The following is a 25,779-nucleotide window of genomic DNA, read 5'->3' on the forward strand; positions in this document are numbered from 1 at the left end:
CGCCGGGGCGTCAGCGAAGCGCGGACTTTAGCGCTTTGCGGATGATGGTGGCGGCGTCATCGCCGGCTGCCGTGGCGGCAGCGGCCATACGCACGGCTTCGGCCGGTTTGTAGCCCAGCTGTTGCAGGGCGATGGCGGCTTCGGATTGCGGATCGGCTGGGGCGCCGGAGGGATTGAGCGTCGCGCCGATGCCGGCGAGGTCGGCGGCACGGTCGCGCAGTTCCACGACCATGCGTTCGGCGGTCTTCTTGCCGATACCCGGAATGCGCGTGAGCGCGGTGATATCACCTGCCTGCACCATGCGCGCGAACTCGTCCACGCTCACGCCCGACAGCACGGCCAGCGCGATCTTGGCGCCGATGCCGCTGACCCGCTGCACGTCGCGGAACAGCCGGCGTTCGCCTTCGCGCAGGAAGCCGTACAGCGAAACGCTGTCTTCCCTCGTAGCGTAATGGGTGAACAGCGAGACTTCACGGCCGAGTTCAGGCAGGTCGTAGAACGTGCTCATCGGCGCTTCGAGTTCGTAACCGACGCCGTTGACGTCGACCACCAGCCACGGCGGCTGCTTGTGGACCAGGAGGCCCTTCAATCGACCGATCATTTGCGTCCCCAGGCCTGTTTCGTGCTGACGCCGAGCCGCTGCGCGGTCGAGCGAACGTGCGCATGCGTGATCGCGACGGCCAGCGCGTCGGCCGCATCCGCCTGCAGCTTTCCCTGCAGGTTGAGCATGATGCCGACCATGTGCTGGACCTGCGTCTTGTCGGCACCACCCTGCCCGACCACCGCCAGCTTGATCTCCTTGGCGGCGTATTCGTGCACCGGCAGGTCGCGCAGCACCGCCGCGCACAACGCCGCGCCGCGGGCCTGGCCGAGTTTGAGCGCGGAGTCGGGATTCTTCGCCATGAATACTTTTTCGATCGCCACTTCATCGGGACGATAGGTCTCGATGATGTCCGCCAGGCCATCCAGCAACCGCTTGAGGCGTTGCGGGAATTCACCTTCGCCCAGCAGCAGCAACGGTGCGTGGAAGACGTGCTTGGCGCGGCCCGTGGCATCGGCATCGACGATGCCGACACCGGTGCGTTGCGAGCCGGGATCGATCCCCAGGATGCGGGTCACGGGCAGGCGTTCCCGACGGCGCGAGGACTAGAGGTTCCGGGGATTGAGGTCACGACGACAGTCTACGCCTCAGGCGTAGGCATCCTCGCCCAGGTCGGCGTTGGAGTAGACGTTCTGCACGTCGTCCATGTCTTCCAGCCAACGCAGCAGCTTGGCGACCTGCTGCGCGGTCTCGCCGCTGACCGCGATGTCGTTGTCGGCGCGCAGGGTGACTTCGGCGAGGTCGGGCTTGAGCGCGGCCGTTTCCATTGCCGCTTTCACCCCGGCGAAGGCGTCGGGCGAGGTGATCACGTCGATCGCGCCGTCTTCCGGATAGACGACAACGTCGTCCGCGCCGGCTTCGATTGCCGCTTCGGTGACCTTGTCCTCATCGGCGCCCGCCGCGTACGACAGCACGCCCAGCTTCTTGAACATGAACGACACGGAGCCATCGGTGCCAAGGTTGCCACCGAACTTGCCGAACGCATGGCGCACGTCGGCCACGGTGCGCACCTTGTTGTCGGTGAGGCAGTCGACGATCACCGCGACGCCGCCGGGTGCGTAGCCTTCGTAGCGGATTTCCTCGTACACCACGCCTTCGAGTTCGCCGGTGGCCTTCTTGATCGCGCGTTCGATCACGTCCTTGGTCATATTGACACCGAGCGCCTTGTCGACGGCGGTGCGCAAGCGCGGATTGCTGGACAGGTCACCGCCGCCGGCGCGCGCCGCGACGGAGATCTCGCGGATGATCTTGGTGAAGATCTTGCCGCGCTGGGCGTCCACCGCGTTCTTGCGGGCTTCGATGGAAGGGCCTCTACCCATGGATGTTTCCGTGCCGGTGCTGTGACGAAGCTGGCAATTTTACCGCGCCGCGGGACAATTTCGCGCTCGACCCAACTCATCGCGCCGCCGCGCGCCGCAGACCATGGTCACCATGGCTTTTCAAGCCCCCCCGTTGCCGGATAACCCGGACCCGGTCAAAACCGGCCCTCCCGGAAGAACTTGACCGCCAGGCGCGCGGCTTCGGGCGAAAACAGCATGCCGCTGTGACTGGCCGCGATCACGGCGTGGTCGGCCAGGCCCGGCAACCGCGTCTCCGTGACGGACACCGAACCGTCGTGCTCGCCTTCGATATCGCTGAACAAGTGCCCCAGTCCGCGCGGCAGGGTCCCGGCGATGGCACCGACCTGTGCCGCACCGGTCCAGCGCTCGAACCCCTGTTCCAGCAAGGGTGCGCTATGCCCCACGGTTGCGGCGGCCCACGGATGCCGGCGCATGCCGTGGACGGCGTGGCTGCCAAGCAGTGGCGAGCCCATGCAGACCACGCGCTCCACCGGCAGGTCCGGCCGCCGTTGCAGCGCCTGCAAGGTGATCATTCCGCCCAGGCTATGCGCCAGGACGTGCGAAGGCGACCGCGCCAGGAGGTCGGCCAATCGCGTCTCGGCCTCGTCGGGCGAACGCGTCACCCCGTGGTAGGCGAAGGTCTCGCACGCGAACCCGGCTTCGCGCAGGCGCGCGGCGTGCCACGCCATGACGACGCCGGGCATCCAGATGCCGTGGATGAGGATGATGCGTTGGGTCATGTCGGGCAGGCCTCGCGTGGACAGTGGCCTGTCACTGGGAAAAGCGCGAACAGGTCACCCGCTACGCTCGGGTTGGCGGCGAGGGTTTTCAAGCTGGCGACCGCAAGCGATGACGCCTGCGTTCAAGCTCGCCTGCGTTCAAGCCCACCGCGTCCAGCCCATTCAGCCGCCCGGATTGCGCCGGAAAATGAATTCATGGTCGCGCTGCTGGCCGACGATGAATTCGTACTCGCCCGCCTTCTCGAAGCCGTAGCGCGCGTAGAAACGCTGCGCGCCATGGTTCTCCGACCACACACTGATCCACAACGTGCGTGGGCCGTCGCGCTCCAGCCATTCCAGCGTCTGCTCGAACAGCTTGGCGCCGATACCGCTGCCTTGTGCCGACGCGCTCATGTACAGACGCTTGAGTTCGCCATCGGTGGACTTCGCATCGTCGTGCGGCAGACCACAAGGCCCGGCCAGCGCATAGCCGAGCGCTTCATCGCCTTCCACGGCCAGCCAGAGCGCGTACTGCGGGCTGGCGAGCAGCGCGGCGTAGGCCTCGGCCGAATGCGATTCGTCGAGGAACGCCTGCAGGTCCGCCTGGGAATACAGGTGGCCAAAGGCATCGATGAAGGTGCGGGCGCCCAGCTCCGCCAGTACGGCGGCATCGGTGGGCACGGCGCGGCGGATGAGCATGGCTCAGTCGTCTCCTTCGTCGGACTCGTCGCCTTCCTCTTCCTCTTCTTCGTCGGATTCTTCCTCGTCCGACTCTTCCTCGTCGTCCTCTTCGTACTCGTAGTCGTCCTCGCCGAAGTCCTCGCCATCCCAACGGCCCTGGCCGTCCGGAACGAAGGTCAGGGCCATCGCGTTGGGCGCGCTGCCGACGCGTACCAGCCAACCGCCGAACACGCGGGCGCGTTCGGTCACCAGGCCGGCTTCGGCGCCTTCATTGGCCAGCTTTTCCCACTCAAGTGCAAATGCGGTTTCAGTCATTCCTGCTTATTCCTTCGATGAAGCCTTGGGACGAACGGCCACGTGCACTTCGGCGAGCTGCGCGTCCGGCACCGGCGACGGCGCGCCGGTCATCAGGCATTGCGCGGTGGTGGTCTTCGGGAACGCGATGACGTCGCGGATCGATTCGGTACCGGCCATCAGCGCGGCGATGCGGTCGATGCCGAAGGCGATGCCACCGTGCGGCGGCGCGCCGAACTTCAGCGCATCGAGCAGGAAGCCGAACTTGCCCTCCGCCTCTTCCGCACCGATGCCGAGCAGTTCGAACACCGCACTCTGCATCTGCGAATTGTGGATGCGGATCGAACCACCGCCGATCTCGTTGCCGTTCAGCACCATGTCGTAACCGCGCGACACGGCGGTCTTCGCATTGGTGCGCAGGTCGGCAATCGAATCCACGGCCGGGGCGGTGAAGGGGTGATGCAGCGCGACGTAGCGGCCCTCTTCCTCGTCCCACTCGAACATCGGGAAGTCGGTCACCCACAGCGGCGCCCAGCCCGCAGCGACGAGGCCCAGGTCCTTGCCCAGCTTCAGGCGCAGCGCGCCCATGAAATCGGACGCGGACTTGTAGGTCGCGGCACCAAAGAAGATCGCGTCGCCGGTGGTCGCGCCGGCGGCCTGCACGATGGCGGCGAGCGTGGCGTCGTCGAGGAACTTCGCGATTGGCGAATTGATGCCGTCGCGGCCCTTCGATGCGTCCTCGACCTTCATCCACGCCAGGCCCTTGGCGCCGAACTTGGCGGCGTACGCGCCGTAATCGTCGATCTGCTTGCGCGAGAACACGGCGCCGCCCGGTGCGCGCAGCGCGACCACGCGACCGTCATCGTGGTTCGCCCAGTCGGTGAAGACCTTGAACTCGCACGACTTCACCAACTCGGCAACGTCGACGAATTCCATCGGGTTGCGCAGGTCGGGTTTGTCCGAACCGTAACGACGCATGGCTTCGGCGTAGGTCATGCGCGGGAACTGCTCATTTGGCGCGGCCAGCTCGACGCCCATCACGTCGCGGAACACGACGCGGATCATCTCCTCGGTGAGGTCCTGCACGTCGCGCTCGGAGACCCACGCGAACTCCATGTCGAGCTGGGTGAACTCGAGCTGGCGATCGGCACGCAGGGCTTCGTCGCGGAAGCATCGCGCGATCTGGTAGTAGCGATCGAAGCCCGCCATCATCAGGATCTGCTTGAACAGCTGCGGCGACTGCGGCAGCGCGTAGAACTCGCCCGGATGCATGCGCGCGGGAACGAGGAAGTCGCGCGCGCCTTCCGGCGTCGCCTTGGTCAGGATCGGGGTCTCGATGTCCTGGAAATTTCGCTCGTCGAGGTAACGACGCAGCGCCGAGACCAGCTTCGTGCGCGTGCGCATCCTGCGCTGCATGTCGGGCGTGCGCAGGTCGAGGTAGCGGTACTTCAGGCGGATGTCCTCGCCCGCATTTTCGTGGGAATGGAACGGCAGCGGCTCGGCCTTGTTGAGCAGCTCGATCTTTGTCGCGACGACTTCGACCTTGCCGGTGCGGATCTTGTCGTTCACCGCGTGGCGCGCACGCACGACGCCGGTGATGCGCAGGCAGTCCTCGTAGCCAACCTGAGCGGCAGCTGCGATCGCTTCGGCATTGCCCGCGATGTTGGCATCCGGTTCAGCGACGATCTGCACGATGCCTTCATGGTCGCGAAGATCGATGAAGCACAGGCCGCCGAGGTTGCGGGCAACGTCGGCCCAGCCGCAAAGCGTGACGGTCTGGCCGACCAGGGCCTCATCGATGAGGCCGCAGAAGTGGGTACGCATGGAAACTCCGGAAGGTACATTCGGCGGGGCCGGACAAGTGGTCCACGAACTAAGGGCTCGGCGGTGGGCCGGGCGCAGGGAACACGGCATTTTAACGGCAGTGGCGGATTACTGTGGCACGGCGGGTTGAGGTATCGCCGGGCCATGCGGGAGCAGCCTCCCGGGACGGCCACCTCAGGGTGTTCAATCGGACGCGGTTCAATCGAACACGATTCAATCGAATAAGGGGATCGACATGAAAATTTTGCTGAAACCGCTGCTGGTGGCGTTCTGCCTGCTGGCCCTGCCGATGGCGATGCCAGCCGCCGCCCAGCGGGTGACGGCCAAGGCCTATGCCCCCGAAAACCTGCGCCAGCTGGCCTACAACGACCAGGTCCGGGTGATCGGCCAGGAATTCCTGGAACAGTCCGGCGGCCGTCGCATCCCCGACGACCAGCTGCGGTTCTACCTCGACCAGGTCAACCGTTCCGACTGGAATTTCAGCCGGATCAAGCAGGACATCGCCCAGTCGCTGGCCGACAACAGCGGTGGCGGGTACAACCCCGGCAATGGCGGCTATTACCCCGGCAACGGCAGCAGCATCCGCTGCGAAAGCACCGACAACCGGACCCGCAACTGCCGCACGCCGTGGCAGGGCCGGTCGCGGATCGTCCGCCGCCTGTCCGACAGTCGCTGCGACGAAGGCCGTAACTGGTCCTCCAACTACGGTGAGGTGACCGTCTGGGCCGGCTGCCGCGCCGAATTCGCCGAAGACAACCAGGACGGCCCGATCGCCGGCGGCCAGATCCGCTGCGAGAGCACCGACAACCGCCAGCGCAGTTGCCGCACGCCGTGGGAAGGCCGTTCCCGCGTGGCGCGCCAACTGTCCGATACCCGCTGCGTCGAAGGCCGGAACTGGACCTCGCAGTACAACGAGGTCTCTGTCTGGGGCGGCTGCCGTGCCGATTTCGCGGCCGACTACAACGCCGATCCCGGCTACGGCCAGGGCGGCAGCATCCGGTGCGAGAGCACCCGCAGCAGCCCGCGTACCTGCAACACGCCGTGGTCCGGCGGTACCCGCCTGGTCCGCCAGCTGTCGGAGTCGCGCTGCGTCGAAGGCCAGACCTGGAGCGCCCGTCCCGGCACGGTCCATGTCAGCCGCGGCTGCCGGGGTGAGTTCGCACCCGACGGCTACAACAACGGCGGCGGCTGGGGCACCGGCAACCGCACGGTGAGCTGCTCCAGCGTCAACGGCCGCTCCAACACCTGCCAGTGGCCGCCTGGCCAGGGCCGGCCGCGCCTGCAACGGCAGCTCTCGAACGAGCCCTGCGTGAGCGGCCGCACCTGGGGCATGGTCGACAACAACACGATCTGGGTGAGCCACGGCTGCCGGGCGATCTTCGGCAACTGAGCCCAGCCCCGCACTCCAGGCGCAATGACTTGCGCAATGAAAACGGCGGCTCGCGAAGGCGGGCCGCCGTTTTTTCTGATCAGCACCCGTCGGGGCGGGCGGACGCTGGATCCGCGCGGGCGGAGGGTCAGGCCGGCTTCGGCTCGACCTTGGGCGCCGAGTCGGCCTTCTTTTCCGCCGGCTTGGCGTCGCCACCGGAGGACGCAGTGCCCTCGCCGGCCAGGTTGCGCTTCTTGTCGCCTTCCTTCTTGAAGTCGGTCTCGTACCAGCCACCGCCGGACAGGCGGAACTGGGGGGCGGTCAGCTGACGACGCACTTCCGGCTGGCTGCATGTCGGGCACGCCGCTGGGTCCGGGTCGGACATCTTCTGCAGGCGGTCGAAGCTGTGGCCGCAGGCGGCGCACTCGAAGGCGTAGATCGGCATGGGCAGGGACGCAGCGCGACAGGAGGCACTAAGGATGGGGATCGGGAACACGGTTTCAAGCTGGATCGCGGCCCCTGGGCATGGGCTGCGGTCGCGGCGGGTCCGGGAAGCTTTCAAAGTTGCGCTGCGACCATTTACCGGTTGTCGGCAGCCACGTTCCGGGCGCCGACAACCAATTTCCGGATGCGGCAACCACTTTCCGGTCGCCGCCAACCAATTCCTGGTCAGCGGCGTGAAGTTCGATCCCGGCGCGAAGGGTGGGCCCGGGCCCACTCCCCACAACCTCGCCGCTGCCGATGCCTGCGCCGGAACCCGGTCAGGCGCCGTCGTACAGCGCCAGCAGTTCCTCTTCCGCACGCGCCAGATCGGCCGCCATCGCCTCGCGCTGGCGCGAGAGCTCGTTCGCATTGGTGCCGCCGTCCGCATAGACGTCCGGATCGGCGAGGTCCATGTCGATGGCGTGCAGCTTCGACTCCAGTTCGGCGACGCGCGCCTCGGCCTGGGCGAGTTTGTGCGGGTTCGGCGGCTTTTTCTTCGAAGCAGCCACGGCGGGCGCAGGAGCGGCCTTCGCAAACGCCTTCGGCCGGTTGTCCGAGGCGTCGCGCGTACGCAGCCACACCGCGTAGGCGTCGAGATCGCCATCGAACGGCTGCGCCACGCCATCGGCCACGCGCCAGAAGGTGTCGCAGACCAGGCCGATCAGGTGGCGGTCGTGCGACACGAGCACGATCGCGCCGTCGAAGGTACTCAGCGCCTCGGCCAACGCTTCGCGCATGTCGAGGTCGAGGTGGTTCGTCGGCTCGTCGAGCAGCAGCACGTTCGGCCTGCGCCAGGCAATCAGGGCCAGCGCCAGGCGCGCGCGTTCGCCACCGGAGAAGACGTCGACCTTTTCGAAGGCACGGTCTCCGGGGAAGTTCCACTTGCCAAGGAAGTCGCGCAGCTGCTGCGTGGCGACACCCGGCGCGATGTCGGCCAGGTGGTCGATCGCGGTGGTGCCTTCGCGCAGCGACTCCACTGTGTGCTGGGCGAAATAGCCGATGCGCAGGTCGGGATGGCCGCCGCGCTCACCGCCCAGCAGCGGCAACTCGCCGACCAGCGACTTCACCAGCGTCGACTTGCCGGCGCCGTTCGGACCGAGCAGTGCGACGCGGTCGCCGGCTTCGAGGATGAAACCGATCTGGTGCAGGACGACATGCGCTTTGGAAGCCGGCTCGCCGTACCCGCAATCGGCCTCGGTCACGCGCAGCAGCGCGTGCGGCAGCTTCGCCGGCGCCGGGAACTCGATGCGCAACGCGCGCTCGATGCGCACCGCCTCGGTGTCGGCCATCTTGGCCAGGCGCTTGACGCGCGATTGCGCCTGCTTGGCCTTCGCCGCGCTGGCGCTGAAACGGTCGATGAAGCTCTGCAGGTGCGCGCGCTCGGCCTGGACCTTTTCGTGCGTGATCTGCTGCAGGCGCAGGTGTTCGGAGCGCTGGCGCTCGAACGAGGTGTAATCGCCGGTATAGAGCTTGCCCTTGCCGTCGTGCAGGTGCAGCGTGTGGGTGGTGATCTCGTCGAGGAATTCGCGGTCGTGCGAGATCAGCAGCAGCGTGCCGGGATACTTCAGCAGCCACTGCTCCAGCCACAGCACCGCGTCGAGGTCGAGGTGGTTGGTCGGTTCGTCGAGCAGCAGCAGGTCGCTCGGCGTCATCAGTGCACGCGCGAGGTTCAGGCGCACGCGCCAGCCGCCGGAGAATTCCTTCACCGCGCGTTCGTGGGTGTCGGCGGTGAAGCCCAGCCCGTGCAGCAGCTTGCCGGCGCGCGCGGTGGCGTCGTAGCCGCCGATTTCCTCCAGCTTGTGGTGCGCTTCGGCGACGGCTTCCCAGTCCTCGCGCTCCATCGCTTCGCGCTCGGCGCGCAGCACGGCGTGCACGACGGCATCGCCGGACAGGACGAAGTCGAGCGCGGGATCGTCCAGCGCCGGCGTTTCCTGCGCGACGCTGGCGATGCGCACGCGCGCAGGGACGTCGATGTCGCCGCGGTCGGCTTCGACTTCACCCTGGATCGCCGCGAACAGCGAGGACTTGCCGGTACCGTTGCGGCCGATCACGCCCACGCGCCAGCCGGCGTGCAGGGTCAGGTCGACGTTGGACAAAAGGAGGCGTTCGCCCCGGCGCAGGGCGAAATCACGAAAAGCGATCATGGGCGGTATTGTAGGGCGAGCAGCGCCTTTTCCCTTCCCTCGTTTACCGGGGAAGGCCCAGGCAGCGCCTTTTCTCCCCTCCCCCTTTGCGGGGGAAGGCCGGAATGGGGGCAGGACGACGCGAAAGCTTCGAGCCTGCGGCGTTCGCCCCCACCCCCAACCCTCCCCGCGCTGAGCGCAGGGGAGGGACCCAACCGTTTCACCGGCCGCCTACCCAGGCCCGCCCCGAACCCAGGAGTCCAATGCACCACACCTCCCTCATCGCCATCCTCGTCGCCGGCTTCGGCCTCGCCTTCGTGTTCGGTGCGCTGGCGCAGCGACTGCGCATGTCGCCGCTGGTGGGCTATCTCGTCGCCGGGATCATCGCCGGGCCGTTCACCCCGGGCTTTGTCGGCGATCCGACGCTGGCGCCGCAGCTGGCCGAGATCGGCGTGATCCTGCTGATGTTCGGTGTCGGCCTGCATTTCTCGCTGCGCGACCTGCTGGACGTGAAAGCGATCGCGGTGCCGGGCGCCGTCGCGCAGATCGTGTTCGTGTCGCTGCTGGGCTGGGGCCTGGCACGCTGGTTCGGCTGGAACAACGGCGCGGGCCTGGTGTTCGGACTGGCGCTGTCGGTCGCCAGCACCGTGGTGGTGCTGCGCGCGCTGGAAGAACGTCGCCTGCTCGATACCGGCCGCGGTCGCATCGCGGTGGGCTGGCTGATCGTCGAAGACCTGGTGATGGTGCTGGTGCTGGTGCTGCTGCCGGCCATGGTGGGCTTGCTCAAGGGCGAAGGTGGCGACGGCGTCGAAGTGCTGTCGGCGCTGTTCATTACGCTGTTCAAGGTTGGCGCCTTCATCGCGGTGATGCTGATCGTCGGCCGTCGCGTGGTGCCGTGGATCCTCGAACGCGTTGCCGGCACTGGGTCGCGCGAGTTGTTCACGCTGTGCATCCTCGCCATCGCGCTGGGCGTGGCGTTCGGATCGGCGGAGCTGTTCGGCGTGTCCTTCGCGTTGGGTGCGTTCTTCGCCGGATTGTTGTTGAACGAATCCGAATTCAGCCACCAGGCCGCCACCGAGACGCTGCCGCTGCGCGACGCGTTCGCGGTGTTGTTCTTCGTCTCCGTCGGCATGCTGTTCAATCCGTCGATCCTGGTCGAACGCCCGGTGCAGGTGCTGGCGACGTTCGGGGTAGTGGTCGTCGGCAACGGGCTTGCCGCATGGGTAGTCGCGCGGGCGCTCGGCAAGCCCAACGCCACCGCGCTGCTGCTGGCCTTCAGCCTGTCGCAGATCGGCGAGTTCTCTTTCATCCTCGCCGGACTCGGCGTGCACCTGGGCGTGCTGCCCACGGCGGGACAGGACCTGATCCTCGCCGGCGCCCTGCTCTCGATCACCTTCAACCCGGTGCTGATGGCGTGGCTGGATCGGCGCAACGCGGCCGAGGCCCGGCGCACGCGCGAGGCAGCGGACAAGGTCGCGGCGATTCCCGCAGACATCCGCGACCACGTGCTGCTGGTCGGCTACGGACGCGTGGGTCGCGAGCTCGCGCGCGTGCTGCACGAGCATGGCGTTCCGCTGGTGGTGGTCGATGGCGAGGACCACCTGATCGATCGCGCGCGCGCCGACGGCTTCCCCGCAGTCCGTGGCAATGCCGTCAACGAAGCCGTGCTCCGCGAAGCCGCATCCGACCGTGCGCACATGGCATTGCTGGCGATCCCCAATGCGCTGGAAGCCGGCGAGATCATCGCAACATTGCGCAGGTTGAATCCCGAACTGAGCATCGTCGCGCGCGGCCACAGCGACACCGAGGTCAAGCACCTGCTCGAACATGGCGCCGACGCCACCGTGATGGCTGAGCGCGAACTGGCGCACAGCTTCGCCGAGATGGTGATGGCCACCCCACCCTACCGTGGCACGCGGCATCTTCCGCCGGCCCCCATCTGAGACCTCGCACATGCAGGACACCACCAACGAACCGCGCCTGACCGCCATCGACGCACGCATCCTGGGCTGCCTGGTCGAGAAGGAAGCCGCCACGCCCGACGCCTATCCGCTCACGCTCAACGCGATCGTGACCGGCTGCAACCAGAAGACGGCGCGCGAACCGATCATGGAGCTGGAACAGGGCGAAGTCGCCCACGCCTTGCGCCACCTCGAACCCAAGGGCTGGGTGAAATCGCAGCATTCGGCACGCTCGGAGCGCTATTCGCACCGCGTCGAGCGCGTGCTGGAAATCACCCGCCCCCAATGCGCATTGCTCGCGCTGCTGATGCTGCGTGGACCGCAGACGCTGCACGAGTTGCTGGCCCGCAGCGATCGCATGGCGAAGTTCGAATCCACCGACGACGCCCAGCACGCGCTGGAACGCCTGTGTACCCGCGGCCTGGCGATGGCCCTGCCGCGCCAGTCGGGACAACGCGGGGATCGCTATGCACACCTGCTGTGCGGCACGCCGGACCTGGAGTCGATGGCCGCTGAAGCGGTTGTCTCGTCGGCGGCGTCTACGGGGCTGGCCGAACGCGTGGCGGAGCTGGAGTCGCGCGTGGCCGAGCTGGAAGCGCGTCTTGCCGCGCTGGCGCCACGCGACGACTCCTGAGTTCCCGGGGAAGTCGCTCGCGGGATGAGAGGCTCAGCACCCGCAACGGGGCGACAAAAAGTCGCTGGCGAGGAGTGCGCGAGCCCCGACTGAGGGACAAAAAGTCCCGCCCGAAGGCCAAAAAGTCTTGCCCGAGGGACGGCGAGTCCCAACCGAGCCCGAGAAAGTCTCGTCCGAGGAACAGGTGAGCCCGGTCGAGGAACAAAAAGTCTCTCGCGAGAGGGTAGTAAGCCCCGCCCGAGACGCAAAAAGTCTCGCTTGAGGGACAAAAGGTCTGACTGATGAGGCAGAACAGTCCCGGCCGACAGGCACTGAGACTCCAAGCTTGATCAGATCACCAGCGCCCTGACACCTACTTACACGGATTGCGTGGCCTGACCGATTGCCTGGACGATCGCCAGGGTCACCAGAACGGCGGCTTCGATCAGCTCCGCGAGCGCACCGGCGGTATCGCCGGTGATGCCGTCGATGCGACGCAGGCAGGCGCGACGCCACAGCACGAATACCAGCAACGCCACCGCGCAAGACACCGCGCCCGCCCAACTTCCCACGACAACCGTCGCCACGGACGCGCCCGTGCCTGCGAGCACGGCGCAGATACAGGCCACGCGCGGCGCATTCACCAGCGCGCCGCCCAATCCGCCAGCGCGCACGTAGGGCGTGGAGATGAAGGCGAGCGTCAACGCCGTCCGCGCCAGCAGGGGCGCGAGCACGATCAGAAACGATGAGCTAGCGGACAGACTTGCGAGCGCGGCGAACTTCAACAACAGCACGAGCACCAGCGCGACCACGCCCGCCGGTCCGCATCGCGGGTCTTTCATGATCGCCAACGTGCGCTCGCGGTCGCCGAGCCCGCCGATCCAGGCGTCCGCGCTGTCAGCCAGGCCGTCCAGGTGCAGGGCTCCGGTAAGTGCGACCCATGCGAGCACCACCAGCGCGGCCGACAACAGCGGCGGAACGTCGCGCAGCAGCCACGCCAGCGCGGCGAGCAATGCACCCAGCAGGAGTCCGACCAGCGGATACCACGCCAGCGATGCAGACCTGGCCCGCGGGTCATCGAACACCCCGATGGGAACCGGGATGCGCGTCAGGAAGCCGATGGCGTGCAGCAGCGCGCGCATCACGCTTGCGTCCCGTGGTTCGTGGCCATTGCAGGCCAGCCCATGCGGTGAATGCTGGCGTGCGGCACGTCGATGGCGCTCATTTCCTGCAATGCCCTGCCCGCTTCGAGGCACCGCAGCAGGCGGATGGCGCCGCCGTGCGTGACCACCAGGACGCGAGGTGACGCGCGACCGGATGCCGCATCGACGGTCGTGCGCGCAATTGCGTCAAGCGCATCCGTCAGTCGCGCCTGGAAGCCGGACATCGATTCGCCCCCGGGCGGTGGGTTCGCAACCGGATCAGCCCAGAATCGCGTCAGCGCGTCGCCGTGCAGATCGGCGAGCTCCTCCATGGACAGCGACTGCCATTCACCGGAGTCGTACTCGATGAGACGCTCATCCTCGTGCAGCGTGATGGCGCGCTGCACCGCGAGTTCCCGCGCGAATTCGCTGCAACGTCGCAGCGGCGAAGTGAAGATCGCATCCCATTCCACGCCTGCCACGGCGGCACGCATCTGCTGCCAGCCCTCGGGAACCAGCGCGTCATCGATGCGACCACGGAAGCCGCGCCGGCCCGTATCGCCATGCCGCATCAGGTCGACATGCAGCGCCGGCCGGCCACCAATCGCGGCGCAAGCACTCGCGAATACTGGTGCGCATACTCGCGCATCTCCCGCCGCACTCACGCGGTGGAAACTCCCGCCTGCGCGAATGTCGCCATCGAATTGTGCAATGCGCACGCCATGCGCAGCAGCGGCAGGCATACCGCCGCGCCGCTGCCTTCGCCCAGGCGCATGCCGATGTCCAGCAGCGGATCGGCATGCAGCGAACGCAGCAGGCTGGCGTGGCCGTGTTCCTGCGAGCAGTGCGAGAACAGCAGCCAGTCACGTACGCCCGGATTGATCCGCACCGCCGCCATCGCCGCCGCCGTGGTGATGAAGCCGTCGACAAGCACCGGCAGTCCCGCCTGCGCTGCCGCGACATACGCACCCACCAGCGCCGCGATCTCGAATCCACCCAGCGCCTGCAACTGCGCCAGCGCGCCCTTGCGCTCGCGGTGCAGCTCCAACGCGCGTTCGATTACCACGATCTTGCGCGCGATGCCCGCATCGTCCAGGCCGGTGCCGGCGCCCGCGAGCAGCCCAGCGTCGCGCTTGAGCATCGCGCAACCCAGCGCGGTGGCGGCGGTGGTGTTGGCGATGCCCATCTCCCCGCCGACGAAGAGGTGCGCGCCGCCGGCGTGGGCCGCGTTCGCGCTGGCCTGCCCCTGTGCGAGGGCCGTTTGCAGCTGCGTTGGCGTCATCGCCGGGCCGTTGCAGAAGTTCGCCGTCGACGGCGCGATGATCGCGCGACGCACGCCAGGAATGTCGCCCGGGTCATTCACCGTACCCAGGTTGACGACTTCCAGGTGCGCGCCCAGCTCCCGCGCCAGCACGCTGATCGCGGCGCCACCGCTGGCAAAGTTGCGCACCATCTCGCCCGTGACCGCCTGCGGGAAGGCGGAAACGCCCTCCTCCGCCACGCCGTGGTCGGCCGCGAACACACTGATCCACACGTTGCCCGCCTGCGGTTGCGTCGTCCGCTGCAGTGCGGCCAGGCGGATCGCGGCGGCTTCCAGCGCGCCCAGCGATCCGGGGGGCTTGGTCAACACGGCCTGGTGCGCGCGCGCCTGCGCTTCGAAATCCGCATCGGGCGCGGGACAAGCGGCGGTGATCCAGTCAATCGTCATGCAAGGCTCCCCTTGAGTACCAGCGGCAATCCCGCCGCGGTGAAGATCACGTTCGTACATTGTGCGCCGAGCGCCTGGTGCAGGCGACCGGCTTCATCGACGAAGCGGCGCGTCACTTCACCCATCGGCACGATTCCCAGGCCCACTTCGTTGCCCACCAGCACGATTTTCCCGGGCAGCGCAGGCAGGGTTCCCAGCAATGCGTCACGTTCGCGCGCCAGGCGATCCGGATCAGCGTCACCCAGCAGGTTGCTCAGCCACAGCGTGAGGCAGTCGACGAGGAGGCATCGGCCCTCGCTTGCCTGCAGGCGCAGCACGTCTGCAAGCGCGAGCGGCTCCTCGACGCAGGCCCAGTGCGCGGGCCGCTGCGCGCGATGGTGGGCGATGCGTCGTGCCATTTCGCCGTCACGCGCCTGCGCCGTGGCGATGTAGACGACATCGCGACCGGAAGCAGCCGCGAGGCGTTCAGCCAGCGCACTCTTACCCGAACGGGCGCCACCGAGAATCAGGCTGTGCACGGCGCGTTCTCCCCAAGGATGTTCATGAGCGCGTGCGTATCAAGGTGGCGCTCGACCGCATCGGCCAGACGTTCCAGGCTGGCTTCCCGCAGCGCCGCCAGGTCGACGGTCTGCGCATCCCGCAGGCCCGCCCAGCGCAGCAAACCTGCCAGCGCAGCTGGCGTGTCAAACAGTCCGTGCAGGTAGCTGCCGAGGATCTGTCCATCGTGCGACAGGGCGCCGTCGCTGCTGCCGTCGTCGAGCAGGGTCGAAGGTGCATCCAGCGCGCGACCCGTGCTGACGCCGCAATGGATTTCGTAACCGCGCACCTCGGCGGCGGCGAATGCCAGGCAACCGTGCACATTGCGCAGCTGCTTCTGCGGCTCCAGCGTGGTTTCCATGTCGAGATACCCCAGCCCTTCGCTGGAGCCGGCTTCGCCTTCGAGCCCGTGAGGATCGTGGACAGCGCCACCCAGCATCTGGAAACCACCGCAGATCCCGATCACCTTGCCGCCGTAGCGCAGGTGCCGGGCAATGGCATCTTCCCAGCCATTGGCGCGCAGCCACGCCAGGTCGGAGCGCGTAGCCTTGGATCCGGGCAGGACGATCAGATCGCATGGCGATGGCGTTTCGCCGGGTCCGACGAATTGCAGGTCGACTTGTGGATGCGCACGCAGTGCGTCGAAATCGGTGTGGTTGCTGATGCGCGGCAACGCCGGCACCTGCACGCGCAGCTGCGCCGTATCCTTGGCGTCGCGCGCACGTGGTAGCGCATCTTCGGCATCAACGTGCAGGCCGTGCAGGTACGGCAACACGCCGAGCACCGGCTTTCCGGTTTCGCGCTGAAGCCAGTCCAGTCCGGACTGCAGCAGGGCGATGTCACCGCGGAAGCGGTTGATGACGAAGCCCACCACGCGCTCGCGCTCGCTCGGCGACAGCAAGGCCAGCGTACCGACCAGGTGCGCGAAGACGCCGCCACGGTCGATATCGGCAACCAGGATCACCGGGCAGTCGACGGCTTCGGCATAGCCCATGTTGGCAATGTCGTTGGCACGCAGGTTGATCTCCGCGGGACTGCCGGCGCCTTCGACGATCACCGCGTCATAACGCGCGACCAGCCGGCGATGCGAGGCCAACACGGCATCAAGCGCCACGCGTTTGTAGTCGTGGTAACCGACCGCATCCATGTTGCCAACCGGATGTCCGTGCACGATCACCTGTGCGCCCACGTCGGTGTTGGGCTTGAGCAGCACCGGGTTGAAGTCGGTATGCGCGGGCAATCCGCACGCCTGCGCCTGCAGCGCCTGCGCGCGTCCGATCTCGCCGCCATCGACGGTGACCGCGGAATTGAGCGCCATGTTCTGCGGCTTGAACGGTGCGACGGCGACGCCACGCCGATGCAGCCAACGGCACAGCGCCGCGACCAGCGTGCTCTTGCCCGCGTCGGACGTGCAGCCCTGCACCATCAGCACATTCCCTTTCATGCCGGGCGCGTTCATGCCATCACCTCGCCCAATGCGGCATCGAGGCGGGCGAACGCGGCGTCATCCGCGGGGAGGCCAAAGCGCAGGCTGGCCGGCTGCTCGAACAGGCGGACGAGGATGCCGCGCTTCGCCAGCGCGTCGTGCAATGCCGTCGCCCGCTCGTCGCGTCGCCATTGGAAGAACGCACTGCCCGCGCTCGGCACCAGGCCGTGATGCGTGAGCAGCGCCTCCAGGCGCGCACTCGTCGCGTGCAGGCGTGGTCGTGCCTGAGCGTGCCACTCGAAGTCGGCCAGCGCCTGTCGCAGCGCGTAACGCGCTGGACCGGCCAGCGTCCACGGCCCCAGGTGTTCGCGCAGTGACGCCAGCAGCGGCGGCGAGGCGCAGGCGAATCCCGCGCGCGCGCCGGCCAGTCCAAAGAACTTCCCGACCGAACGCAGAACGATGAGGCCTTCGCGATCGCTGGCGCCGGCCACGCTGTGCTCTGGAGCGGCATCGATGAAGGCTTCGTCGACGATCAGCCAGCCGCCACGCGTCGCAAGCGCCGCATGCAACGCCAGCAGCTCATCGCGCGTGAAGGTGTCGCCGCCCGGATTGTTGGGATGGATCAGCACAACGACGTCGAGGCGCTCCGCCTGCGCGAACAATTCACGCGCAGCGAGGGTCTCGACGTCATGGCCTGCCCTGCGCCACGCGTGCGCATGCTCCGCATAGCTGGGCGCAAGGACGCCCACGCGCGACGGCCGCGAGCGCAGCTGCGGCAGCGCCTGGATCGCGGCCTGCGATCCGGCGACGGGCAGCAGCGCCGGCGCACCGTAGTAGTCGCGCGCGACGTCGACCAGGCCGTCGTCGTCTTCGGGTAATCGATGCCAGGCCTGCGGAGGAATCGCCGGCACCGGCCAGGCAAACGGACTGATGCCGGTCGACAGATCAAGCCAGTCCTGTAGCGCGATGCCGTAGTGTCGCGCTGCACGTTGCAGGCGTCCGCCATGTTCAAGCATGTGCCACTCCCGTTGCGATGCACGCAATCGCGATGGCGACGACCAGCCACAGCAGGACGCCAACCCGGACCAGCCGGACTGCACGACGAATGCTCGAAGCGTCTGGCGCCACGCCTTCACCAAGCTGGGGACGATCTTCCCAGGTGCCGTCATAGGGCGCGGCGCCTCCGAGTCGAACGCCGAGCGCACCGGCACCGGCGGCCATCACCGGCCCCGCATTGGGGCTGTCCCAGAGCGGAGCCTGCGCGCGCCAGCAACGGATCGCGCGCGAAGCGTCCCCGAGCAGGGCATACGTGCAGGCGGTGAGTCGCGCCGGCACCAGGTTCAGCAGGTCATCGCTACGCGCGGCGGCCCAACCGAAATGTTCGTAGCGCGGCGTGCGGTAGCCCCACGTCGCGTCGAGCGTGTTGGCCAGGCGATACAGCACCGCGCCCGGCGCGCCCAGCAAGGCGAACCAGAACAACGCACCGAACACCGCATCGTTCCCGTTCTCAAGCACCGATTCCGTGGCGGCCGCACTGACCTGCGCCGGATCGAGTGCGTCCACGTCGCGACTGACCATGCGACCGACCGCTGATCGCGCTGACGCCAGTTCGCCACGTTCGAGCGCATCGGCGACAGGCAGCGCGTGTTCGCCGAGGCTGCGCAGGCCAATGGCGAAGTACAGAACGATCGCGTCGACGGCCATCGCCAGCCACCACGACGTCGCAGCCGCCATCGACGACACCAGCCACGCCAACGCCACCAGCGGCAGGACCGCGAGTGCCCAGGCGAGGACGCCGGCACTGCGGCGATCTGCATGGAGCAAGCGTTCAACCACACGCACCCAGCGACCGAAGGCGACCAACGGGTGCGCACGGCGTGGCTCTCCCAGTACGGCATCGAGCAACACCGCGAACACCATCACCCACGCCACACTCATGGCAGGAACAACCGCATCGCGGCTTCAGGATTCGACGGGAAGTAGAAGTGCACGAAGCTCGCGGTCAGACCACGGTCGCGGTACACGGCTTCGCGGCTGGGCGCGCCGTTGGGATTGACGGCGGTCGTCAGCGGCTCGGCGGCGATCTCGGCCTGTGCGTAATGGAAGGTGTGGCCGCGCAGCTCGCCCTCGGGCAATGCAACGGCCTGCAAGCCGAGCGCCGCCAACCGTTCCTGCATGGCGGCGTGGCCGGGCAGCAATCCGGCCATCGGGTAGGACGCGCCGCCGCGATCGGCCAACGTATCCAGGGCATAGAGCATGCCGCCGCACTCGGCGAGGATTGGCTTTCCAGCATCACGATGCGCGTGCAGGGCAAGCCGCAAATCGTGATGCCGCGACAACGCCGGCAGGTGCAGCTCGGGATAGCCGCCGGGAAGCCATACCGCATCGCATTCCGGCAACGCATCGCCCGCCAGCGGCGAGAAGAACTGCAACTGCGCACCCGCGGCGCGCAGCAGGTCGATGTTCGCGGGATACAAAAAACAGAACGCGGCATCGCGCGCGATGGCGATGCGCACGCCGCGCAGGTGTTGGGCGAAGCGCACAGAGTGCGCACACGCGAACGACACCGGTGGCGGCAATGTGGCATCGGCGTGAGTGCCCCATGCGTCGGCGAGTGCATCCACGCGCGGGTCGATGTCACCCAGCTCGCCCGCAGACACCAGACCAAGATGGCGTTCAGGCAACGCCAGCGCAGTATCGCGTGGCAATGCGCCCAGCCAACGCAGGTCTGGCGGCAGGCTCTGCGCCAGCAACTGCGCGTGGTAGGCGCTGCCGATCCGGTTGGCCGCGACGCCGTAAACCTGCAGTCCTTCGCGATAGCGCGCCAGTCCGGTCGCGACCGCGCCGAAGGTCTGCGCCATCGCCGAGCCGTCGATCACCGCCAGCACGGGCAGTCCCAGCGCGATCGCCAGGTCCGCGCTCGACGGCGCACCATCGAACAGTCCCATCACGCCTTCGACGAGGATCAGGTCGGCGTCGGCGTCGGCTTCGTACAAACGCGCGCGGACGTCGGCTTCGCCGTTCATCCACAGGTCGAGCTGATACGCCGGGCTTCCGCTCGCCCGCTCGTGCACCATCGGATCAAGGAAATCCGGCCCGGTCTTGAACACGCGCACGCGCCGACCCTGGCGCGAATGCCAGCGCGCCAGCGCCGCGGTGACACTGGTCTTGCCCTGCCCCGACGCAGGTGCCGACACCAGCAAGGCGGGACACGTGCGCGGGGCATCCATGCTTACAGCTCGATCCCGTGCTGCGCCTTGATTCCGGCCTGGAAGGCGTGTTTGACCACGCGCATCTCGGTGACCGTATCGGCAGCTTCGATCAGGGCATCGGGTGCACCGCGACCTGTGATGACCACGTGCTGTTTCTCCGGCCGCGACTTCACCGCTGCCAGCACGTCATCGAGCGCAACGTATCGATGCGCGAGCGCGATGTTGAGTTCATCGAGCAGGACGAAGTCATACGACGGATCCGCAAGCATTCGCTTCGCCTGCGCCCAGGCCGCATTGGCGGCGGCGATGTCGCGAGCCTTGTCCTGCGTTTCCCAGGTGAAGCCTTCGCCCATGACGTGATAGTCGCACTCGTCCGGGAACATCCGGAAGAACGCCTCTTCGCCAGTGGAGAAGCTGCCCTTGATGAACTGCACCACGCCGCAGCGGAAGCCATGCCCGAGCGAGCGCGCGAGCATGCCGAAGCCGGACGAACTCTTGCCCTTTCCGTTGCCGGTATTCACCACCAGCACACCACGGTCGATGGTGGCGCGGGCGATCTTGCGATCGACCAGCGCCTTCTTTCGCTGCATGCGTTCGCGATGGCGAGCATCCACATTCATCGCGTCTTCGTCCTGTTCGCTCACGCGCGTGCGCCGGCTTCACGCGCGCCCAGCACGCGGACGATCACCGCGTGCAGCACGGCCGCCGCGACCAGGTACACCATGGTGGTGCGCACGAACAGCGGCCCCCACTGCAGCGCGCTGGCGATCCAGCCGGCCACCGTGGTGTCAGGGTTACGCCCACCGATCCAGTAGAACGCGCCATTGGAGATCGCGAACGACAGCGACGCACAGACCAACCCCACGCCCAGCGTAGCCGCCGCTGAAGACCAGGTCGTCTGCACGCGATCGGAACACAGGCGGGCGCCGTACCAGAGCACGGCATAGGCCGGCAGCAGGAACGAGTACGCGGGCGTCACGCAGAAATCGCTGGTGCCGGCGAGCGAGATCGCTGCCCAGTCGATCACCAGGGCGAGTACCGCGAACACCGCGAACTGCCAGTGCTTGCGCAGGTACAGGCCGCCGAGGAAGAAGATCGCCATCGACGCATCCGGCAGGTGCAATGCCGTGCCGAAGTGGTGGAAACGGGTAGCCAACATCAGCGACACCAGGCCGACGAACAGGCCATTGGATGCGGTCTTGCTCAACTGCTTCATCGCGATTGCCTCTCGTGGGAATCGGTGGGTAGTGGGTAGTGGGCCCTGGAATCGCCCCTGCGGTCGCCGGGATTGATGCTGCTCGTCATCCCCGCGAAGGCGGGATCCAGGGAGGCCACCTTCAGTCGCCGAATCCGGGTGATCCAACGTCCATGGACTCCCGCCTATGGGAGTGACGAGCAACAACCAGCGTCATTCCGCCGGCCGATACCGAACGCTCAACAGATAGGTACGACCCGGCTGGTTGTAGAACGAGGCCGTTTCGTACTGCTTGTCAAACACGTTGTCGGCATTCAGCTGCAGCGTCCAAGCGGGGCTCAGCGCATAGCCGATACGCAGATCGGTGGTGGCGTAGCCGCCCATGCGCCGGGTGTTGGCCGGATCGTCATAGCGGTAGCCCGCCGCCGACACGCTGGCGCCGAGATTGAAGTCGCCGAAGCGGCGATCGGCGTCGATGCGCGCGGTCTGGCGCGGGCGGCGCGGCAGCAGGTTGTCCTGGTTGTCGCCTTCGTCGTCGCGTGGATCCAGCCAGGTGGCGTTGCCCTGCAGGTTCCAGCCCGCGAGCGAGGTCTCGCCGGTCAGCTCGACCCCGCGGATGCGCGCACTGTCGATATTGTTGGCCCCGCCGAAGGGAAGTCCCGGTCGCGGCGTCGGGTCATACGCGATCATGTCCTTGACCCGGTTTTCGAACACGTTGAGCGACCAGCCGCCCCAGCCGTGCTTGCCACGCAGGCCGAGCTCGACACTGCGCGAGGTCTCCGGTTCCAGCTCGGGATTGCCGTAGAACGGGAAGTAGAGCTCGTTGAAGCTCGGCGCCTTGTACGCGGTACCGTAGCTGGCGGTGACGCGCAGCGCATCGGTGACATCCCAGCCCCACAGTGCGGCACCGGTGGTCTTGCCGCCGAACTGGTTGTCCTCATCGCGGCGCAGGCTGAGCTGCAGCGAATGCGCACCGAAGGCCTGCTGCCACTGGCCGAACGCGGCATGGTTGATACGCCGCGTCACCGGATAGGACGTGTCGCTGTCGACGCGATCGCGCACCCAGTCGAAGCCGACGGAGAAAAGCCCGCCACCCGCGGCGATGTCGGCCTGCAGCGAACCCTGTCTGCGATGCGTATCAAAGAAACCGGCCGCATTGGCATCCTTGAAGTTGTCGCTGAGGTCGGCGCTCTCGCCCGCGTTGAGCGTCAGCGTCACCGCCTGCGTCGGCCGGTAACGCAGGCGCGCATTGGCGACCTGCTCGACCACGTTGGAGCGATTCTGGAAGTCGCCGTCGTATTCATTGCGGCCCTCGGCGCGCAGCAGGCGTGCTTCGCCGTCCCACTGTTCGTTGAACGTGTAACCGCCCTGCGCCGACAGCGACGTGTTGCGGTACGCATCGCGATCGGGCTCCTGCGTGTAGCAACCGGCGAAGATCGGGAAGCCGGCGCCACGGCAGGAGTTGATGCCATCGGTACGCTCGTGTGCAGCGTTGACCGAATACCAGCCGCGATCGCCGCGACCAGCAACACCCGCTGCCGCACGCGCGGTGTCGTGGCTACCGACGGCGAAGCTGAAGCTCGGCGAAAACGCCGCATGCGGGCGACGGGTGAAGACCTGGATCACCCCGCCGATGGCCTCCGAACCGTACAGGCTCGAGAACGGGCCGCGCACCACTTCGATTCGCTCGATCTGATCCACCGGGATGTCCTGCAGCGCGGCCTTGCCGAGCGTGGCCGAACCAACCTTGACGCCGTCAACCAGCACCAGCACGTGATCGGACTCGGTGCCACGCAGGAACACCGAGCTCTCCTTGCCCATGCCGCCGTTGTTGGACAGCGACAGGCCCGGCACCCCGCGCAGCAGGTCGGGCAGCGAGGCCGGCTGCAGGCGATCGATCTCTTCGCGGGTGATCACGCTGACCGACGCCAGCGTCGCGTCCTGCGTCTGAGCCGTACGCGTGGCGGTAACGATGACGTCGTCGAGTTCGGTTGCCCGCGCGCCATCGGCCGCGAAAGCCGGAGCCATGGCGAAAGCGAGGCCAACCGCCAGCAGCGAGCGGCGGGGCGAGAAAGAATTACGGGATTGCATTGCACATACTCCTGGGCCGCGCCTACCCGCGCGGAAAGACGGGGAAGACAAGCGGCAGGGAGCTGCAGACGCCATGCGCAAACGCATGACCCCGTGACATCGCCCACCGCATGTCGGGAAAGCCAGCAGGCCGGTCTCCGGGCTCGTGCGCGGACGCTGTATCGCGTCCGGGATCGGCGCCTTCCCGTGCAGTGCGCACAGTGGCATTCGCCGTTCCCGAGCCGTCCTGGCTCAACACTTACCGTTGCGGGGGCAGCTCCGGAATTGCAGCCGTATCGACCAGACACGGCGCGCACCGGATTCCCGTTTCAACCCCCGGACCTGACCGGGGGTCACCTCAGGCGGCGCGAAGTCTAGCAGGTGGCGGGCGGGCGGCGCCCTCAACGCGCGATGAGAACGACCTTCCCGATTGGCATGAGTGGCCGCGGTGCGGCGGGGAGTGCGTTGGCCAAGGCAGGAACCTTGCCGGTTCGCGGCTACGGGACTGGCATCGTGGGAAAAGTGATTCCCGGGATCGCCCTCGGGGATGGAGCCTGGAATGGGCATCGCTCGACACGGTCGTCGCAATGGATTGGCCCATGGCCCAGGGAGTCCGGCTGGCTCACCGCAACCCGCCGAGGCTCACCCCGCCACGACCACCAACGCCGACGCGCAAACCGAAGCACTCCAGGCCATCGGTATCGTTTCCAGCCTGAAGGGACTGGTGGGATGGATCGGTGGATCGCTGGCCGGCATCACTGCGATCCTCTACGGCTGCGGCTACCTGATCACCACCGCACACATCTATGCGCTGGGCCTGAGCAACCTGGTCGACTTCGACAAGGACTACTTCCTGCTCGAAGGCGCGAAGTTCCTGCTTGCCGTCGTTACCAGCATCGGCCCGGGCGCCGTGGATCCAGTCGCCATCCTCGCCGCCATGGCGCTACTGCCGATCATTGCCGGATTGATCTTCCTGCGCGGGCACTTCCTGGCATTGTGGCGACCAGCAAGCGCCTGGTATGCGGCGCGCGCCAATGGCGATTGGGCCGTCGCGCTCAAGGTCACTTTCTACGGCGTACTGCTGATCACCAGCGCGGTGATCGCGTTCGAATGCCTGCAGGCAATCCTGAGGCACCTGCGGACCAGCGACCTGCTCTATCTCCAACTGCAAGGCGACGCCTGCAACCTGAAACCGCCCGGGTTGCCCGCCGCGCTGGTCTGCAGGGGCAACGACGCCTTCAGGGAAGAGGAGTTCGGCAAGCAGCTGTGGGCCACCATCAAGTTGATCGTGATCGCATGCGTGGCTTGGCGCTTCGTGGGGCGCTGGCGATACCGTGCTGCGCTCGTGACCCCGTTCGCGATCTTCGCCGGACTGACGCTGCTGATGCTGCCGATGGATTTCGGCGCGCTCATGAAGCCCACGCGCTATCCGCTTGTCCGCGTCGCACTGGCAGACGCAACTACGGCAACAGGCAACCACTTCCTCATCGACCGCAATGACAAGGGCCTGACCTTGTGGGATCCGGCCACGCGCGAGGTCCACTGGGTCCCCTTGTCAGACGTGAAGCGGATGGATGCCGATGGCGTCCAGGACCTGTTCGACCCCGGACCGCATGCCGGACCGGACGCATCGGGAGAATCACCATGAACGGATGTCGGATCGGCTGGCTGTTTCTTGCGACGCTGGTGCTGGGAGGGAGCGCCGTGCCCATGGCATGGGCGCAGGACGACACCTTCGCCCGCATGGACATTCGCGGCGAGAACGGAGATGAGGCGTGGCTGGACGAAGTCCGCGTCAAGAAATACCAGAAGAACGTGCAGATGAGCGACGGCAGTGTGGTCCGCACGGGCGAGGACACTGGCGCACTGGTCACCATGCCCACCAGCGAGGTCCTGCTGAGCGAGCACAGCGAGAAGCTGATTACCTACTCATACTTCAAGGGTGCGCGCTGCTACCTGGTGCGACTCAAGAGCGGGAAGGCGTTGATCAACGGCAGCAACGTCTGCTTCATGACCGACGACGCTCCCCTGGGCTTCTACAGCCATAGCCTGATCAACGTAAGACACGACAATGGCGCGGTCGAGGTGACGGTCCTGGAAGGCATGGCCGAAGTGGAACGTCCCGAGCCCATGCACTTGCACGACAACCAGCGACTGATCGTCTGGCCGGACGGAACCTTCCAGCGCTACGACCTGACGCCGAAGCAGGCGAAGGGCTCGATCCATTGGGCAAAGCGCTATGTCGAGAGGAGCGACACGGGAAAGAAGATAGCCAAGGGCGGCGCAACCGTGGTGCTGTTCTACGCTTTATGCCGCTTGTTCGATGGTTGCGACGGCGGTGGCCACGGCGGCGGCACAAAGTCCACCCCGGTCGACGGCGACCCGCCGCCCGAGGCGAAGTGCTACGGCGACTCCGACCATCCCTGCCCCGGCGATAGCGATTGAATCGCCAGCGCATGCGACATCGCATGAATGACGCCG

General features: G+C 67.0%; 25 protein-coding genes and 1 riboswitch. Of the genes, 5 read left to right on the forward strand and 20 right to left on the reverse strand.

Annotated features, from left to right (window positions below; genetic code table 11):
• Window positions 1–10 precede the first annotated feature (10 nt).
• The 7 genes from ruvA to aspS all read right to left on the reverse strand — a co-directional run bounded on the left by ruvA (window position 11) and on the right by aspS (window position 5,459).
• The gene (ruvA, locus tag ACYVD7_RS01390) at window positions 11–601 is read right to left on the reverse strand and encodes a Holliday junction branch migration protein RuvA (RefSeq protein WP_460758340.1); all 591 of its coding nucleotides are present in this window, start codon (window positions 599–601) and stop codon (window positions 11–13) included.
• Window positions 598–1,119, reverse strand: a complete 522-nt coding sequence (gene ruvC, locus ACYVD7_RS01395) for a crossover junction endodeoxyribonuclease RuvC (RefSeq protein ID WP_460758341.1) — start codon at window positions 1,117–1,119, stop codon at window positions 598–600. Before ruvC ends, ruvA begins: the two co-directional genes overlap by 4 nt.
• 69 nt (window positions 1,120–1,188) lie before the next feature.
• Window positions 1,189–1,920: a YebC/PmpR family DNA-binding transcriptional regulator gene (locus ACYVD7_RS01400; RefSeq protein ID WP_460758343.1), complete on the reverse strand. Its 732-nt coding sequence runs from the start codon at window positions 1,918–1,920 to the stop codon at window positions 1,189–1,191.
• A gap of 155 nt (window positions 1,921–2,075) precedes the next feature.
• Window positions 2,076–2,681, reverse strand: a complete 606-nt coding sequence (locus ACYVD7_RS01405) for an alpha/beta hydrolase (protein ID WP_460758345.1) — start codon at window positions 2,679–2,681, stop codon at window positions 2,076–2,078.
• Window positions 2,682–2,843: 162 nt separating this feature from the next.
• Window positions 2,844–3,359, reverse strand: coding sequence for a GNAT family N-acetyltransferase (locus ACYVD7_RS01410; RefSeq protein WP_460758346.1), 516 nt, complete (start codon window positions 3,357–3,359; stop codon window positions 2,844–2,846).
• A gap of 3 nt (window positions 3,360–3,362) precedes the next feature.
• A complete protein-coding gene (locus tag ACYVD7_RS01415; protein ID WP_460758349.1) occupies window positions 3,363–3,656 on the reverse strand; it encodes a DNA primase in 294 nt (97 codons plus the stop codon).
• 6 nt (window positions 3,657–3,662) lie between these two features.
• Complete coding sequence (gene aspS / locus ACYVD7_RS01420; RefSeq protein WP_460758350.1) at window positions 3,663–5,459, reverse strand: aspartate--tRNA ligase; 1,797 nt, start codon at window positions 5,457–5,459, stop codon at window positions 3,663–3,665.
• Between the two features lie 235 nt (window positions 5,460–5,694).
• Between aspS and ACYVD7_RS01425 the strand changes: the two genes are divergently transcribed.
• The gene (locus tag ACYVD7_RS01425) at window positions 5,695–6,849 is read left to right on the forward strand and encodes a DUF3011 domain-containing protein (RefSeq protein WP_460758352.1); all 1,155 of its coding nucleotides are present in this window, start codon (window positions 5,695–5,697) and stop codon (window positions 6,847–6,849) included.
• Between the two features lie 127 nt (window positions 6,850–6,976).
• On the opposite strand, the gene ACYVD7_RS01430 is transcribed toward ACYVD7_RS01425, so the two are convergent.
• Together ACYVD7_RS01430 and ACYVD7_RS01435 are read right to left on the reverse strand one after the other, a co-directional pair.
• Window positions 6,977–7,273 carry an FmdB family zinc ribbon protein gene (locus tag ACYVD7_RS01430; protein WP_460758354.1) on the reverse strand — a complete coding sequence of 99 codons (297 nt, stop codon included), beginning with the start codon at window positions 7,271–7,273 and terminating at the stop codon, window positions 6,977–6,979.
• Between the two features lie 316 nt (window positions 7,274–7,589).
• A complete protein-coding gene (locus ACYVD7_RS01435; protein WP_460758357.1) occupies window positions 7,590–9,455 on the reverse strand; it encodes an ABC-F family ATP-binding cassette domain-containing protein in 1,866 nt (621 codons plus the stop codon).
• A gap of 242 nt (window positions 9,456–9,697) precedes the next feature.
• Here ACYVD7_RS01435 and ybaL point away from each other — a divergent pair, with 242 nt between their 5' ends.
• Together ybaL and ACYVD7_RS01445 are read left to right on the forward strand one after the other, a co-directional pair.
• Window positions 9,698–11,377, forward strand: a complete 1,680-nt coding sequence (ybaL, locus tag ACYVD7_RS01440) for a YbaL family putative K(+) efflux transporter (protein WP_460758359.1) — start codon at window positions 9,698–9,700, stop codon at window positions 11,375–11,377.
• A 10-nt stretch (window positions 11,378–11,387) separates the two neighbouring features.
• Window positions 11,388–12,029 (forward strand): YceH family protein, encoded by a 642-nt coding sequence (locus tag ACYVD7_RS01445; protein WP_460758361.1) that lies wholly within the window; start codon window positions 11,388–11,390, stop codon window positions 12,027–12,029.
• 356 nt (window positions 12,030–12,385) lie between these two features.
• On the opposite strand, the gene ACYVD7_RS01450 is transcribed toward ACYVD7_RS01445, so the two are convergent.
• The 11 genes from ACYVD7_RS01450 to btuB all read right to left on the reverse strand — a co-directional run bounded on the left by ACYVD7_RS01450 (window position 12,386) and on the right by btuB (window position 23,319).
• Window positions 12,386–13,153, reverse strand: a complete 768-nt coding sequence (locus ACYVD7_RS01450) for an adenosylcobinamide-GDP ribazoletransferase (RefSeq protein WP_460758363.1) — start codon at window positions 13,151–13,153, stop codon at window positions 12,386–12,388.
• On the reverse strand, window positions 13,150–13,722 hold the full coding sequence (locus ACYVD7_RS01455; RefSeq protein ID WP_460758364.1) for a histidine phosphatase family protein: 573 nt from the start codon (window positions 13,720–13,722) through the stop codon (window positions 13,150–13,152). Before ACYVD7_RS01455 ends, ACYVD7_RS01450 begins: the two co-directional genes overlap by 4 nt.
• A gap of 89 nt (window positions 13,723–13,811) precedes the next feature.
• A complete protein-coding gene (gene cobT, locus ACYVD7_RS01460) occupies window positions 13,812–14,858 on the reverse strand; it encodes a nicotinate-nucleotide--dimethylbenzimidazole phosphoribosyltransferase (RefSeq protein ID WP_460758366.1) in 1,047 nt (348 codons plus the stop codon).
• Entirely contained in the window at window positions 14,855–15,376 is a 522-nt protein-coding gene (gene cobU, locus ACYVD7_RS01465) for a bifunctional adenosylcobinamide kinase/adenosylcobinamide-phosphate guanylyltransferase (protein ID WP_460758368.1), read from the reverse strand. Before cobU ends, cobT begins: the two co-directional genes overlap by 4 nt.
• A complete protein-coding gene (locus ACYVD7_RS01470) occupies window positions 15,364–16,839 on the reverse strand; it encodes a cobyric acid synthase (RefSeq protein ID WP_460758733.1) in 1,476 nt (491 codons plus the stop codon). The genes cobU and ACYVD7_RS01470 overlap by 13 nt, the downstream gene beginning before the upstream one ends.
• An 11-nt stretch (window positions 16,840–16,850) precedes the next feature.
• Window positions 16,851–17,837 carry a threonine-phosphate decarboxylase CobD gene (cobD, locus tag ACYVD7_RS01475; RefSeq protein ID WP_460758370.1) on the reverse strand — a complete coding sequence of 329 codons (987 nt, stop codon included), beginning with the start codon at window positions 17,835–17,837 and terminating at the stop codon, window positions 16,851–16,853.
• Complete coding sequence (gene cbiB / locus ACYVD7_RS01480; protein ID WP_460758372.1) at window positions 17,830–18,759, reverse strand: adenosylcobinamide-phosphate synthase CbiB; 930 nt, start codon at window positions 18,757–18,759, stop codon at window positions 17,830–17,832. The genes cobD and cbiB overlap by 8 nt, the downstream gene beginning before the upstream one ends.
• A complete protein-coding gene (locus ACYVD7_RS01485) occupies window positions 18,756–20,051 on the reverse strand; it encodes a cobyrinate a,c-diamide synthase (protein ID WP_460758374.1) in 1,296 nt (431 codons plus the stop codon). The genes cbiB and ACYVD7_RS01485 overlap by 4 nt, the downstream gene beginning before the upstream one ends.
• A 2-nt stretch (window positions 20,052–20,053) precedes the next feature.
• Window positions 20,054–20,653 carry a cob(I)yrinic acid a,c-diamide adenosyltransferase gene (gene cobO / locus ACYVD7_RS01490; protein WP_460758734.1) on the reverse strand — a complete coding sequence of 200 codons (600 nt, stop codon included), beginning with the start codon at window positions 20,651–20,653 and terminating at the stop codon, window positions 20,054–20,056.
• A 20-nt stretch (window positions 20,654–20,673) separates the two neighbouring features.
• The gene (locus ACYVD7_RS01495) at window positions 20,674–21,249 is read right to left on the reverse strand and encodes a hypothetical protein (protein ID WP_460758377.1); all 576 of its coding nucleotides are present in this window, start codon (window positions 21,247–21,249) and stop codon (window positions 20,674–20,676) included.
• A gap of 192 nt (window positions 21,250–21,441) precedes the next feature.
• Window positions 21,442–23,319 (reverse strand): TonB-dependent vitamin B12 receptor, encoded by a 1,878-nt coding sequence (gene btuB, locus ACYVD7_RS01500; RefSeq protein WP_460758378.1) that lies wholly within the window; start codon window positions 23,317–23,319, stop codon window positions 21,442–21,444.
• Between the two features lie 113 nt (window positions 23,320–23,432).
• Window positions 23,433–23,674: riboswitch (cobalamin riboswitch) on the reverse strand.
• Between the two features lie 183 nt (window positions 23,675–23,857).
• Here btuB and ACYVD7_RS01505 point away from each other — a divergent pair.
• Window positions 23,858–24,946, forward strand: a complete 1,089-nt coding sequence (locus ACYVD7_RS01505; RefSeq protein ID WP_460758380.1) for a hypothetical protein — start codon at window positions 23,858–23,860, stop codon at window positions 24,944–24,946.
• Window positions 24,943–25,743, forward strand: coding sequence for a hypothetical protein (locus tag ACYVD7_RS01510; protein WP_460758382.1), 801 nt, complete (start codon window positions 24,943–24,945; stop codon window positions 25,741–25,743). The genes ACYVD7_RS01505 and ACYVD7_RS01510 overlap by 4 nt, the downstream gene beginning before the upstream one ends.
• Window positions 25,744–25,779 lie beyond the last annotated feature (36 nt).

The sequence above is a fragment of the Lysobacter fragariae genome, from assembly GCF_054779775.1.

Bases quoted from the DNA above. Each gene is read 5' to 3' on its own strand.
- cobD (WP_460758370.1), bottom strand. From the start codon at position 17,837: ATGCTTGAACATGGCGGACGCCTGCAACGTGCAGCGCGACACTACGGC.
- cobO (WP_460758734.1), bottom strand. From the start codon at position 20,653: ATGAATGTGGATGCTCGCCATCGCGAACGCATGCAGCGAAAGAAGGCG.
- ACYVD7_RS01415 (WP_460758349.1), bottom strand. From the start codon at position 3,656: ATGACTGAAACCGCATTTGCACTTGAGTGGGAAAAGCTGGCCAATGAA.
- cbiB (WP_460758372.1), bottom strand. From the start codon at position 18,759: ATGAGTGTGGCGTGGGTGATGGTGTTCGCGGTGTTGCTCGATGCCGTA.
- ACYVD7_RS01495 (WP_460758377.1), bottom strand. From the start codon at position 21,249: ATGAAGCAGTTGAGCAAGACCGCATCCAATGGCCTGTTCGTCGGCCTG.
- ACYVD7_RS01445 (WP_460758361.1), top strand. From the start codon at position 11,388: ATGCAGGACACCACCAACGAACCGCGCCTGACCGCCATCGACGCACGC.
- ACYVD7_RS01405 (WP_460758345.1), bottom strand. From the start codon at position 2,681: ATGACCCAACGCATCATCCTCATCCACGGCATCTGGATGCCCGGCGTC.
- btuB (WP_460758378.1), bottom strand. From the start codon at position 23,319: ATGCAATCCCGTAATTCTTTCTCGCCCCGCCGCTCGCTGCTGGCGGTT.
- cobT (WP_460758366.1), bottom strand. From the start codon at position 14,858: ATGACGATTGACTGGATCACCGCCGCTTGTCCCGCGCCCGATGCGGAT.
- ACYVD7_RS01505 (WP_460758380.1), top strand. From the start codon at position 23,858: ATGGGCATCGCTCGACACGGTCGTCGCAATGGATTGGCCCATGGCCCA.
- ACYVD7_RS01435 (WP_460758357.1), bottom strand. From the start codon at position 9,455: ATGATCGCTTTTCGTGATTTCGCCCTGCGCCGGGGCGAACGCCTCCTT.
- ACYVD7_RS01510 (WP_460758382.1), top strand. From the start codon at position 24,943: ATGAACGGATGTCGGATCGGCTGGCTGTTTCTTGCGACGCTGGTGCTG.
- ACYVD7_RS01485 (WP_460758374.1), bottom strand. From the start codon at position 20,051: ATGGATGCCCCGCGCACGTGTCCCGCCTTGCTGGTGTCGGCACCTGCG.
- ACYVD7_RS01430 (WP_460758354.1), bottom strand. From the start codon at position 7,273: ATGCCGATCTACGCCTTCGAGTGCGCCGCCTGCGGCCACAGCTTCGAC.
- ruvA (WP_460758340.1), bottom strand. From the start codon at position 601: ATGATCGGTCGATTGAAGGGCCTCCTGGTCCACAAGCAGCCGCCGTGG.
- ACYVD7_RS01470 (WP_460758733.1), bottom strand. From the start codon at position 16,839: ATGAAAGGGAATGTGCTGATGGTGCAGGGCTGCACGTCCGACGCGGGC.
- ybaL (WP_460758359.1), top strand. From the start codon at position 9,698: ATGCACCACACCTCCCTCATCGCCATCCTCGTCGCCGGCTTCGGCCTC.
- ACYVD7_RS01410 (WP_460758346.1), bottom strand. From the start codon at position 3,359: ATGCTCATCCGCCGCGCCGTGCCCACCGATGCCGCCGTACTGGCGGAG.
- ACYVD7_RS01425 (WP_460758352.1), top strand. From the start codon at position 5,695: ATGAAAATTTTGCTGAAACCGCTGCTGGTGGCGTTCTGCCTGCTGGCC.
- ACYVD7_RS01400 (WP_460758343.1), bottom strand. From the start codon at position 1,920: ATGGGTAGAGGCCCTTCCATCGAAGCCCGCAAGAACGCGGTGGACGCC.
- aspS (WP_460758350.1), bottom strand. From the start codon at position 5,459: ATGCGTACCCACTTCTGCGGCCTCATCGATGAGGCCCTGGTCGGCCAG.
- ACYVD7_RS01455 (WP_460758364.1), bottom strand. From the start codon at position 13,722: ATGCGGCATGGCGATACGGGCCGGCGCGGCTTCCGTGGTCGCATCGAT.